The sequence below is a fragment of the Enterococcus sp. AZ149 genome, from assembly GCF_051714285.1.
Lineage (GTDB): Bacteria > Bacillota > Bacilli > Lactobacillales > Enterococcaceae > Enterococcus_D > Enterococcus_D entomosocium.
In genome coordinates, this window is record NZ_JBIORO010000002.1 from 1 (window position 1) to 12,941 (window position 12,941).

The window sequence follows — 12,941 nt, forward strand, 5'->3', positions numbered from 1 at the left end:
GTTAATAGCTCTTTTAGTAGCTCAATTAATTAGGTCAGAAAGCTACTCTTTTTGTAAAATATAAGAAATGTGTATTTAATAGTCAGTCTGACTTCAGCAGAAATATAGGCATTATTAATTGTGGAGATAGATTTGCTATAAATCTATGTGATAAAATGGTTGTAATAAAAGTGCAATGAGTTGGAGATGATAATTTGAGCAAAGGAGAATTAATATTCACGCATATTTTTAGTTCTAAATTTGGTATAAAAAAACAAAGTATAAATTTTTCTAATAATTTTAAAGTGACGTACTTAAGTGATAAGTTGACCATAGAAAAAAATAAAAATGAGGATAAGTTTTTTGGAGAGTTTGTTACTAATATTAGTCTGATAATTGGAAAAAATGGTGCTGGGAAATCAAGTATTCTACAACTGATAACTTTAGATAAGAATCATAGAAAAAAGTACTTGCCTAATACCGTTTTTTTTAATATTTATCATGTAAAAGACAATATCTATTATTTCGAAGGATCACTTAGTCTGGCAAAAAAAGTACTTAATGATAGAGAGATCAACAAAGAAGAGTTCTTCTTTAAGATAGAAAAAGAGCAAATAATTCATATGACAGAAGAAAAAAAATATCCTCCTTTCATTACTACGGTTTATCAGACATTATTTCCTAATATAAGTTGGTCAGAGAAAAAAAAATTAAATTCTTCAAAAGCAGGCTTTATAAATAAAAAATATACTAACGCTATTAGAATTGATAAAGTAATAAATTTTATGTCAACTTATCTCAATCATAACAGTGAGTTTAATGCTGAGTTTATATTTAAACAAAAACAAAAGTACAATTCAAAGCCTGGTGAACTTATGTTTCTTTACCAGGCAGAATCTGATTCTCATAACTTAAGTCTTCTGTCTGATTATTCAGTGGGATATCAGCAGTTTTTAGAAGAATTCAGTTTTAAAACGAATGATTTTCAGGAACATTCTGCAAGCGTGTATATCAGAGAGAATCAGGATAAGATATATAGTGAAAATGTAAAAGAATATTTTATTTTAAGAATGTTGGAAAAAATTTATTTATCATCACTCAATAATCTAGAGTGGTCGACAAATGATGAAAACTATAAACAATCAAAAAGGGAAATTCTTAAAGAAATCCTAGAACGCAAGACAATCTTTGGCATAGGGTCACTTAATGGGGATTTAGATGAATTAAAATATAAAATTAAGTATTTAATATCAATATTGGATGACTTCTTTGATCTGGGGCAAACCGATTCAAAATTACCTTTACGTGAATTAATAGAATACATTATGCAATTACCCCACGAACGATTTGAAAATAGTAATCAATTTGTTTTAAGTATAGACTCATTTACAACGTATGAGCATGAATTAACTAGTGTTATAGTAGAGTATTTTTCAAATATTATTGACATAAAAGCACGTCACTTGAGTGACGGTCAGTATGTATACTGTAGTACGTTTACACAAATTTTTGAAGCAGTAAACGAATATACAGATCATAATTTGTTACTAGTACTAGATGAGCCTGATATCAATATGCATCCTGAATGGAGCAGATGCTTTATTGACAATATATTAAGTTTAATTCCCTCTTTCACAAATAGAAAGGTTCAACTAATAATTAGCACTCATTCTCCATTTCTTGTTTCAGACGTCCCAAATTCGAATGTTTATCAAATAGTAGGTGAAGGTAATAATAAGAAAATAAATACGGTAGATAAATCATTCGCAGCAAATATCTTTGATATTATATCCGGGGGCTTTTATTTAGAGTATCCGATTGGAGAATTTGCTCGAAAAAAAATAGAGAGTATTAAGTCAAAAGAAAGTAACATTATTGATTTAATTGATGATCCATTTCTTGCTTATGTGCTTACCAGAGGTGATGTTTAATATGATTCGAATAGATGATGATAAAATATTGGAAGGGAAGAATGCTGTTAAAAATGAATTATTAGAAGCTCTTGATGGTTTAAATTACAGCAATATTATAAAAAAAATAAATTCTAATCCAAATACTTTGAAGGATAGCATTGCTGATTTAGCGTCATTGGAACTTGATGATTTATTTAGTAAAGACCAGTATAACTTTGGAATTTATTTTTCTCTTTGTGAATGGATGGCTTTTAACTCTTATCGTTTCAAAACCGATACAAACGGAAAGAGTAAATTTGTTTTTACTAAAAAATATATCGGAGAAGAAGCAGATAGAAAGAGAGTTTATAGATCATTCAAAAAATTCATTGGAGATTTCCCTCAAGTACTGGGTCTTTTTTTTGAAGATACTATTATTTTTCCGAGTCAAGATAAGGATGTCTATTTTGATAAAACAACATTTGATGACTTTTTCAAGAAAGCATTTGAAGTGTTTCTTAAAGATACTATCGAGATAAAGAGTTTAGTTAAATATTCGAATCATCGTGATAAGTTTAGAAAGAAAATAATTGATGAATGGGCTATCAGTTACTGTCCATATTGTAACATCTCCCCTATAATTGAGTATGATAATCATGAAAAAAGTACTGCAGAGTTAGACCACTTTTTATCTCAAGTAGATTTTCCTATGTTCGCTTTAAGTTATGGGAATTTTATAGTTTCCTGTTCTAACTGTAATCAAAAATTTAAAAATGCCAAATATTCTAGATTATTAAATATACGGCAACAGGGGTTTGATCCATGTGTCTATTTTAGTCAAACGAGAATTTCATACAAATCATATTATAATTATGAGAATAATGAAGTTGAAATAAAAATAGAGAACAAGTGTGTCGATCCAGAGAAACGTATGCAGATTGAGAACTCGATTGACAGTTTTAAATTAAAAGATTGTTATGAACGAAACAAAGAAGCTAAGAGAGAAGTATGCGATGTTTATCGGTCAATAAAAAATTCTTATGACAATTTCTACTTAGGCATGATTAGAGAAATAAAAAATGTAGAGGAAACAAAGATATATGAAGCATTAACAGATTTCATAATCGAGAATCCGACTTCCTTGGAACCAAAATATAGACAGTTTGATCCAAGGTATAAAGATAAAGCAAAGATTATTAATATTTCTTTTGGTAAATTAAGAAAGGATACCCTGACTAATATATTAAGAGGTTCTAAAGCAACTTAGGAGAGTAGTGATTACACAAAATGATAACAAGTGCAGGCCTTAGACAGTCCGGTATTCATACTGAAGATATAATATTTGTTGCTTTTTCAATTCATGTCTGTCTATATTTTAATTATTAACCAAAGAGACACAAGCTAGTTGTGTCTCATTGGAGAAATAGACGCTATCCATTGTGGCTCTAAGAGAAATACACGTTTCTTTTTGAGCCTTTTTCTTTCACTCGTTTTAAATAAGACTTATTACATGTTATAATGATATTAAGTCTTATTAGAAGGAAGAGAGAAAATGAAGACAGTTGAACCTATTCGAGACAAAAAAAAGATCGATGCCATGAAAGCAATTTTGGCTTCTGGAAAATATGGCCAACGAAATTTGGTTCTTTTTTCAATCGGGATCAATACGGCGTATCGAATTTCTGATTTGCGTCAATTAAAACTGGCCGATGTGTTAGAAATTACTCGTGGCCGTGTAGTGGTCAAAGATCGACTATCAATGAAGGAACAAAAAACAGCGAAACACAATTCGGTGTACATTTCCAATAAATTGCGAAAAACGATTTTAGAATATGTGCATCAGGAATTTCCAGAGCAGCTCCTTCAGCAGGAATTTGATCACTACTTGTTTCCAAGTCGCAAAGGTACAAACGAACCGCTCAATCGCCAAAGTCTTTGGCGAATCATTCATGATGCTGGTAACGCAATCGGTTTAAATGAGATTGGGCCGCATTCGATGCGAAAAACGTTTGGCTACTTTCTCTACAAGCAAGGAACCAAAACAGAAATCATTCAATCGCTGCTCAATCATTCTTCACAGCGTGAAACGTTACGTTATATTGGAATTACACAAGAGGATAAAGATACTGCAGTAAAAAGCTTAGATCTATAAGAATTTTATTTTTATCAAGAAATGTTTGAAGAGAGGAAGTTTGGATAAAGTGGATATACATTTCAATGTTTCAATACTTGCGGTCTTAAAAGAAATCGGTGAAAGTGATTTTTTAAAAAAAGTATCTCTCGATGGTATGATTTCTGTATCAGCTGCAATAATTGCACTTTTAATACCAATTGCTATTTTGCTTATAGAAAATAATGGCAACACAAAAGACAACTCTTTTGACTGGGATAAAATGGTTATTTTTTCAGAAATTATAGATACTGGGAAAACTATAATTGCTTTAATGTTGATTACAATTCCACTTATATTTTGGGGATTTGAGATTGCCAAACCGATTATAGTTATTCTATATTTATTAGGTATTATAATGATGGGTTATTTTTTAAAAAATTGTTACAGCTGGATAATTTCTAAGAAAATAAATGGAAAGAACTATAGGAATATTAAACGTCAAAATTTCTTGGATAAACTTGAAAAGGATCATCAATTTGACACTTGGAAAGTCATATGGGGAACAGAAAATCAGCGTTTGGATATGGATGAAGTAGAATTGTTAGAAAAATTTATTGAGCAATATAAAGCATTTGATGATGATAAGCACAGAGAAAGTTTACTTTCTATCTATGCACCTTATTGTGAAATAAATTATGAGAATCGAAGTTTGATTTCAAAATTTGTATATGAGGAAATAAATAGTTTATTTAGTAATACAGGAAATCTTTACACAAAAATGCAGTTTAAAAGGCTTTATACAAGATACTTGACACAAAGCATAAATGAAGAAGATTTAAGATATTATTTTACGAAAGACTTTGATGATTTTTTTATTCAAGCTAAAGCAGAAATTACTAGAAATTTAACGCAAGAAACAGGTACTGAAATGATTAATATTATAAAATATAAAGTTGAGCAAGATAACACAACAGATCTTAGCTCATATATTCCAAAGAAGCTTGTTTATAAAGGTAAATCGGTGAACAAAGAACAATCCGAAAACGAGAGAAATACTATCGTATTTAAAATGTACTTTAATTGGTTAAGACAGTTGCCTATTAACGATTCTGAAAAACATATTTTTAATTCTTACTTTGCAAGTAATTTGTTTAATCATATGTTTCCGACTATGTCTTCATCTGCATTTTTTAGGTTAAATAATTTTGCAATGTATATTTATAAAAGAAAATTAGGTAATGATCCTGAGTTTCAGGATAAAGTATTGCTTAATTATGCTAAAAGAACTACTGGCATAATAGGTATGGGACGTGTTCATTCTTTTTCTAACGATGAGGGTAGTAGATCTGATGCAAGTGATCTATTCAACAGTATTGACGAAAAAGAAGAAATTGCTACTTTTGGTTTGTTCTATGACTCTGATTATCCAGAACATGGATTTTTCAATTTCCCTAATGAAGTAAAATCTCTTATAGATATGATCTCAAGAGTGGTAGAAAAAAGAAGATGGGTTAATGATGAAATATTTATTAGAGATGGCACTTATATACGTTTGATTTCTTTAGGAGAGACATTAAAAAAATACGAAGAATTTTTGCTAGAAAAAAGAGCGAATCTATAAAAGATCCGCTCTTTTTTATTTTGCTACTTCAGTAAGAGTTAGTTCTGGCATATCAGCTGTAAGATAGTTACGTGCGAAATCCAAATCTGTGATCCATTCTTTTATATGATCTCTTTGAATAATAAGCGGCATACGATCATGTATTGGGGCAACTGACTCGTTAGGTTTTGTCGTCATAATAATCGATTCCGTTTCAAAACCCGCACCTGTTTTATGCACACGATAAAATCCTCCCAAATAAAAAACGTCATTATTCCCTGCAGTAAACAATAGTTTTCGTTTTTCGGAATCCCACTCATAGAATCCGGAAACTGGTATGACGCAGCGATTTTCTCTAAAAGCTTTAGAAAAAGTCTTCTTTTCTTCTACTGTTTCTGAACGTGCGTTGATCATCAGTTGGCCAGGCTTAAATCCTTGGAACCCCCACTGAGTGATTCCTGGTACTACCCTTGAATCCTGATTAAGTCCTAGTGTTACTATATAATTAGTTGGAAAAATTTCATTAAAACCAACACGAATATGTTTACCTGTAGCATTTAAAACGACGTGATCATAATAGCTCTTTAATTCATTTGAAGATAAATCAAAAAAATATCTTCCACACATATTCTCCCCCTCCTTTTCTGATTTGTTTAAAAATCGTGTGCCACAGAGCCATTCTAAGGCGATTTCATAAGCAAACGATGGACAATGATCTTCAATCGTCATCTGCAAAGTCCTGATAATACTCATTTTTGATTAATTCAATCTCTTTTTCTATTTTACTCGCTTTTTTCTTTTGTTTGTTGCGAGAAGATTCTCCGTCCTGAAAATAATCAACTTTGAACCATTTTTCCTCTTTTTTTATGGATACGTGTCGGACGTCTGTCCAATAGATTGCTTGTTCATTGAGTACAAAATAATCTTCATATGCTTCACCTAGAAATTGTCCTTCGACAGGATCCAAAAATCGCCCAAATTCGTCTTTAGTGTTTAATTGCAGCGTTATAGGTTTGTGATAAAGGAAAGACTCTGAAAGTATTGTGTCGATCTCCTCACGATTCATTAGCTCCAAGCCAACAACTTCTTTCGTTGCCCAGGCTTCATTTGCTAAAACACCTTTCATCAAATCATCCATGGCGTAGGCCGTTGCCCATTTCAGCCCGAATGGCCGGTCTCTGTATTGATTATAGTCCGTAAATGTTTTCTTAGTACGTTTTACCATGACTTTCAGCACCTTCAAGTCCAGACATACCCCCTGCATGCCCTCCGACAAGGCTACTGCGAGCGATCGCACGTCCACCTTCCATTATGCTATTTGCATGAACGATCGATTTAAACCCGAATTTTTTGCGTATAGTATCTACTACATAATCAATTTTTAAGTCTTTCACTTGTTCGTCCGGATCTTCAAAGAGATCAAGCTGTAGAGCATTAGAATAAACGAGCTTTGAACAGTTTACTCCCACGTTTCGAATGTCTTGGTACTTGTAATGATGATCAAATATTTTCAGTAAGTAGTTTGCTATTTGCTTGCTGCTATTGGTTGCTGGCACCTTCATTTGCTGGTGAAATCCTCGACTTCCTGATTGATCGACGTAGCCCATTGAAAAGCCGATCCACAAAGAAACGACTTCAGCTTTCGCTCCTGTACGGCGTAACCTAGTTGCTACTTGATCGGCCATTTCTTTGATTACAATTTCTATTTCTTTTCGACGTGTATAGTCCCGATTTAAGACCTGACTGTTCCCTATCGACTTAGATTTTACTTTGTATTTCTGACCTAAGAATGATCGATCGATGCCCCAGCTGTGTGCATATAGTTGAGTACCTAAGACGCCAAAATTTTGCTTCAGCTGATAATAATTTGCGTGTGCCAAATCATGCATAGTAAATATGCCCATTCTGTTCAGTCTAATTGCTGTCCGACGTCCTATCCCCCAAACGTCTGTAATGTTTTCTACAGACCAAAGCTTTTGCTGAACGTCTTCATAACGCCATTCTGCTTTCATATCTGAATTTTTTTTACTTTCGAGGTCTAGTGCGAACTTGGCTAAGAGCGGATTGTCACCAATCCCGATCGTTGTGAAAATTCCAGTTTGTCGATAAACGTCTGTTTGAATCATTCTCGCCAGCTCTCTTGCGTCCTTTGCACCGAACAGCCTTAATGAGTCTGTGACATCCACAAAGCTCTCATCAATGCTATATACGGAATGATTTTGCTCGTCAGCATACTTCTTGTAAATATTGTTGATCTCCATATTCTTTCTCATATACAGTGCCATTCTCGGCGGTGCGATCACGAGGTCTTCCGGATACGGAAAAGGAAGATCCCGTGATCGACTGACATTAGAAATTCCATAGGCTTTTTTTGCGGCCGGACTCGATGCCAGAATCAACCCACTTCCTCGCTGAGAAGGATCTTCTGAAGGATAGGACATGACCACTAACTTTGTCTTTAAAGGATTTAGTCCTCTTTCTACGCATTCTACGGATGCATAAAATGACTTACAGTCGATACAAAGAATATCTCGGGAAGGTTCTTTAGTATAGTCAAACCTTGGATTTACGCCAAATTGCATAACCATGATAAATCCCCTTTTCTAAAAAAAGATACGTTTTATATACACATTAGAACACACGTTCGCTTTTATAGTCAAGAGAACACGACTGGTTATATTTATAAATTATAAAATATAGAATATAAATTATAAAATAATATTTATAAAACCTTTGCCAGCGAGTAATTGATTGTATCTAAAGGCTTAATTTTTGTTGCAATTTATAATTTGCAAAATATAAATTATAAATTGTACTTTACAAAATATAAAAAGGAAGAAGATTTATATCTTCTTCCTTTTTTCTTTCTTATATATCCGTTCTCTTTCCTGATCTTTCTTACGCTCTAATATTCGGTTGTAGGTTGTTTTTTGATTGTGATCGAAACGTGCAGTTCTTTCGTGAATTAATTCTTCGAGTAGTTCATAGGTATAATCATTATCAGTAGTATCAAGCAAAGCAGTAAATTCGCACCAGACTATCGCTGGTATACCAAGCGACTTGTTGTTTATCTTCAATACGTCTTCTTCAGGGTGAATATTTTCTAGTAAATCTGTGTTGTCAGAAGTAAATGCTGATTTCGGTTTAGGGATTTCTTTATAAGAATTATCAGGTTTTTGCTTTGAAAAGAAACCTGGTTTTGCATTATCGGTCATGTTAGTTTTCTCCTTCGAATAACTTTATTCTATGAATGAAATCTTTTGCTAAAGGTACAAAAACTTCTTCATAAGCAAGTTTGTCCCAATAAGTGTCAGTATTTAAACCTGTCCTCGGTGTTGTTTGCACTCGCTTAACATGTGGTAAAATATTATCAAAAAGGTTTTGATCACCAAACTTTTCGATAGCATCATTGACAACTTGTCGATCTATACTACCTTTACTCAACTGATTTGGAAGTATTCCAACTATTTCAGTCTTACAATCAAATTTTTCAACAAGTGGAGTGACTTCTTCTGATATATAATCTTCAACGCCATCCAAGCTGTCAGATTGAGTTTGAAAAGCCATAATAATATAGTCAGAAGCGTAAGCAGCATTCCTAGTGAAATCAGACATAGTAGGTGGGGTATCGATGAGAACAAAATCGTAATCCGGCTTGACTGGTTCAAGTAAATCTTTCAAGACTGAAATTCTGTTTTTTTCGACCTCGATATAATCAGCGTCTATTCCTTCTATAGCGTCCCCATAAAGCTTAGTTAAATATTTTGGAAAGTTTTTAAAATCTATATGTGATGGAATGCAATCCAAGTTTTCAATTATTGGAAGAACTAATTGTTTTAAATCTCGTTCAACGATTCCAGCTAGCATAGTTTTTTCAATAATGAAAATGTCATCGTCTTTAGAGTGATAATTTTTAGTCAACAACATTGTCTTTGTAGTATTTGATTGCGGATCGGCATCCACTACCAACACTTTAAATCCCATATTAGCAAGTACATAGCTCAAGTATCTTATAATAGTAGTTTTACCTACTCCACCCTTGGAATTTGCTACAGTAATAGTTAATGGTCTTCTGACGACATTTCTATATTCAAAAACAATTTTCAAGTTTTCTTGCGATAATTCCATTAAACAAACCTCCCGTTTATAAAATATAAAATATAAATTGCAAAATATAATATATATATCTGTCTAAGAACATTATACCAGAAGGAAATATCTTGTCAATTATATTTTATAAATTATAATTTATAAAATATAATTTATAATTAAGTCGCTTGATAATCTTTACAAATGTTTAAAAATAGGGTAACTTTGTAGTATAAAAAAAAGGTTTACAGCATTTAAAAAAAAGTTTACACTTTAAAAGAAAATTACATAAAAAAAAAGAGACGGATAAAAAAGTGAAATTGGCCTCACTATTCTATCTGAATCACATAAAAAGCCTATGTGTTCTCGCTCGTCTCAGAAGTTATGTAAGTGGCTGACAACCACTTATGTAATTTTGATAAGTCTTTCGGACTGACGATCCGAACTTACAGACTTATTCTACCATTTTTTGACGAGCAACTCAATATATACACGCTTATTTTGTCATTCATTTAAGACTTCTAAGCTATTGGGAGAACACAAATCTTTAAGATTATTTGTGTTCTCTTTTAGTTTGGGAAGGAATAAAGTCATGGCAGCTTCTTTGGATGTCGTATATTCGACGGTATTACAAAATGGTATCCGTAAATTCAAATATAAAAACAGCCACCTAAAACCGGTCTCTTTTAGTGATCAGTCGGGGAAGGGGGCTATTTTTGCGTACCGTTCAAAGGAACACATGATCGAGGGGATTGGACTAGTGATCACTTCAGAAGAAGGGGTGATCGAAAACAATAATCGATTCACTCATTGGACACCAAATGTATTTCGCTATGGAACGTATGCTGATGAAGCCAGAATGTTTACGAAAGGTCATTCGGAGGACAATTTACGTCAAATCAATACATTCTTTGTTGATTTTGACACATTGGATCCAAACTTTGACTATGGAGAAATTATCTTGGCCAGTCACGAGATCGGCTTTATGCCTACAATGATTCTACGTACACCGCATGGATTTCAAGCTTTCTATGTACTAGACAAGCCTGCATACGTGACGAAGAAATCAAATTTTAAAGTGATCAATGTGGCCAAAATGATCTCAAAAAATCTAAGAAATAAATTTTCAAATGATTATCGGTTTCCTGTCGATGTAAATGCCAATCATTTTGGGATCACAAGAATGCCTTCTGAAGAGAATGTTTTATTCTTTGAACCACAGTATCGTTATAGTTTCGAAGAATGGATCGACTGGTCAATGAGAGAAGATGCGGACAAAAAAGCGGAGATCAAGAACGTTTTTGTATTACCATCTACTCAAGAATTTCGGCAAGTAGATGAACCCTGGTTCCAGCTGTTGCTAAAAAGTCAAAAAATACAAGGTGAAAAGGGCGTATATGGTCGAAATAATGTCATATTCACCTTGTCTTTGGCATACTTTTCGTCAGGATACGAAGTAGAAGCATGTGAATTGACGATGTTAGAATTCAATGACCGCTTGGCTAACCCTTTATCTGATCGAGAATTAACCAGAATCATTCGTTCCGCTTACTCCGGAAAATATCAAGCAGCGCACAGAGAAAAAATTGTCCTATTATGCCAAGAGTGGGTCGATGTCAATCTTTCTGAAGAGCAGCTATTCAACAAAAAACGGGGTTGGTGGAAATTCAAGAAAGAAAGAGCTGTTCGCAAGTATTCACATAGTCATGAATGGGCAGAAGATCTACTGTCCTATTTGAATGAGCAATCCTATGAAGAACAACCATACATTATTTCTACAAAAAAAGATTTAACTGAAAGTTTAAAGATCCCAAAACGCTCCCTGGACAAAGTACTGAAGCAGTTAAGAGAAGAGAACAAAATTCATTTTCGTGTTCGTGCTGGTCGTAATGGAGGTATTATGCTAGCTTCGATACATGGATTGATGCGCTCCGTTATCCGGCTAAAAAAAGAAAGCCAGGGGGCCTATTTCGCTGCGATCTCAGAAGCTTTTGGAAGAGAATACACGTTTATCCAGACAGCACTGAAACGCTTGATAGAACCCAATAAGATCGGCGTACAAACAGATCTGTTCATGATCGATACAGGTTGAAATTAAAAGGTGCAAATTGCCTATTACATTATATCTGTGATACGTTCCTTTTTTTCTCCGCCTTGCTTGCTGGTCTTAAGAAAGAGTAGTACTATTATCGCAAACGTAATAATATGGTGGGAGGTCTTTCTGACTATGAGTATCAATACCTTTGTATATCCCTACCCGATCAATGTATTTATTATTTCGCGGTTAGGTATGACAGTAGAGCAATTTTGTGAGTTGCATGGCTATAAGCAGAGTACAGTAGCAAGCTGGGTAACAAGAAACCGTGCAGTAAAAACATTACCTTGTGATTTTTTATATTGTCTTAGTCTTTCTTCAGGCTGGTCGATGGATGATGTTTATCGTCATTTATTGGTATTGGAGGAGAAGTTCTTAAAGAGTATCAATCCAAAAAAAGAAAAAGAACAAATTAATTAGTTATGTCGATCATTCTTCGTTGTATTTTAGTTTTTTACGTGTTCGTTAAGTGATATAGGCAATGTAACTTAATAAATGATTTTGTCAGTTTACTTTTTTGGGAAGGTCCAAGTATCTGTATTTATTTGTGAAAGGTAATATTATTACATTTTTGTAAGGGTTATTTAAAACAGCAATAGTGTATAATTTAAATAAGATTATATCTTGTCTATGTTTAAAATATCGATAAAACAAATATTTACAATATCCTATTACTAAAATATACTTGAGTTAGAAAGGGGGAACAGTAGATTCATTTTTCGAATTTACTGAAAGATATGAAAAAATCAAAAAGGAAAGTATTGACGATTGTTTTATCTTGCACAGTTTTGGTAGTACTTGGTACACTATTTTTCCTGAAAAATAATGGTAAAACAGGTATTTTTATTGAAAATAATAAAGGTGCAATAGAAGTTCCTATTACAATAGCAAGAAATTATCTGAATGATTCAGAAGTTCTTTATGAAAGTAATTCGATAAAGTCTACGAATCAACCAATAGAGGAAGCTAGTCTAAGTGGTGAGAGTTCTATTTCAGTTACCATTTATGGAGAAGAGCAAACAGTTACTGGATATGTTGATAGCAATACTAAAAACTTTTCTTTATTGGTAAAAGTAGCTAGTTATGACGAATCAACGGGTAAAATAGTATTAGATTGCAACTATGATGATGGTATAAACAAAACAGAAAAACAATTGATTTTCCAAAAATAAG

12 protein-coding genes are annotated in these 12,941 nt (G+C 33.0%); 7 read left to right on the top strand and 5 right to left on the bottom strand.

Annotated features, from left to right (window positions below):
• The first annotated feature begins 194 nt into the window (after positions 1-194).
• From IGI94_RS16405 to IGI94_RS16420, 4 genes are all read left to right on the top strand, one after another.
• Positions 195-1,910: an AAA family ATPase gene (locus IGI94_RS16405; protein ID WP_438899993.1), complete on the top strand. Its 1,716-nt coding sequence runs from the start codon at positions 195-197 to the stop codon at positions 1,908-1,910.
• Position 1,911: 1 nt separating this feature from the next.
• On the top strand, positions 1,912-3,138 hold the full coding sequence (locus IGI94_RS16410) for a hypothetical protein (protein ID WP_438899994.1): 1,227 nt from the start codon (positions 1,912-1,914) through the stop codon (positions 3,136-3,138).
• Between the two features lie 285 nt (positions 3,139-3,423).
• Positions 3,424-4,023, top strand: coding sequence for a site-specific integrase (locus tag IGI94_RS16415; protein WP_438899995.1), 600 nt, complete (start codon positions 3,424-3,426; stop codon positions 4,021-4,023).
• A 40-nt stretch (positions 4,024-4,063) separates the two neighbouring features.
• Positions 4,064-5,605 carry a hypothetical protein gene (locus IGI94_RS16420; RefSeq protein ID WP_438899996.1) on the top strand — a complete coding sequence of 514 codons (1,542 nt, stop codon included), beginning with the start codon at positions 4,064-4,066 and terminating at the stop codon, positions 5,603-5,605.
• A gap of 15 nt (positions 5,606-5,620) precedes the next feature.
• Here IGI94_RS16420 and IGI94_RS16425 read toward each other — a convergent pair whose 3' ends face one another.
• The 5 genes from IGI94_RS16425 to IGI94_RS16445 all read right to left on the bottom strand — a co-directional run bounded on the left by IGI94_RS16425 (position 5,621) and on the right by IGI94_RS16445 (position 9,712).
• A complete protein-coding gene (locus IGI94_RS16425; RefSeq protein WP_438900021.1) occupies positions 5,621-6,211 on the bottom strand; it encodes an SOS response-associated peptidase in 591 nt (196 codons plus the stop codon).
• A 91-nt stretch (positions 6,212-6,302) separates the two neighbouring features.
• Entirely contained in the window at positions 6,303-6,809 is a 507-nt protein-coding gene (locus IGI94_RS16430) for a hypothetical protein (RefSeq protein WP_438899997.1), read from the bottom strand.
• Positions 6,793-8,172: a Y-family DNA polymerase gene (locus IGI94_RS16435; protein ID WP_438899998.1), complete on the bottom strand. Its 1,380-nt coding sequence runs from the start codon at positions 8,170-8,172 to the stop codon at positions 6,793-6,795. Before IGI94_RS16435 ends, IGI94_RS16430 begins: the two co-directional genes overlap by 17 nt.
• A 255-nt stretch (positions 8,173-8,427) precedes the next feature.
• The gene (locus IGI94_RS16440; protein WP_016612373.1) at positions 8,428-8,799 is read right to left on the bottom strand and encodes a hypothetical protein; all 372 of its coding nucleotides are present in this window, start codon (positions 8,797-8,799) and stop codon (positions 8,428-8,430) included.
• A 1-nt stretch (position 8,800) separates the two neighbouring features.
• On the bottom strand, positions 8,801-9,712 hold the full coding sequence (locus IGI94_RS16445; protein WP_029485251.1) for a ParA family protein: 912 nt from the start codon (positions 9,710-9,712) through the stop codon (positions 8,801-8,803).
• Positions 9,713-10,265: 553 nt separating this feature from the next.
• On the opposite strand from IGI94_RS16445, the gene IGI94_RS16450 reads away from it, so the two are divergent.
• From IGI94_RS16450 to IGI94_RS16460, 3 genes are all read left to right on the top strand, one after another.
• A complete protein-coding gene (locus IGI94_RS16450; protein WP_142967631.1) occupies positions 10,266-11,765 on the top strand; it encodes a primase C-terminal domain-containing protein in 1,500 nt (499 codons plus the stop codon).
• A gap of 135 nt (positions 11,766-11,900) precedes the next feature.
• A complete protein-coding gene (locus IGI94_RS16455) occupies positions 11,901-12,188 on the top strand; it encodes a type III secretion system protein PrgN (RefSeq protein ID WP_086373500.1) in 288 nt (95 codons plus the stop codon).
• 341 nt (positions 12,189-12,529) lie between these two features.
• Positions 12,530-12,940, top strand: a complete 411-nt coding sequence (locus tag IGI94_RS16460) for a hypothetical protein (RefSeq protein ID WP_375354828.1) — start codon at positions 12,530-12,532, stop codon at positions 12,938-12,940.
• Position 12,941: the final 1 nt, after the last annotated feature.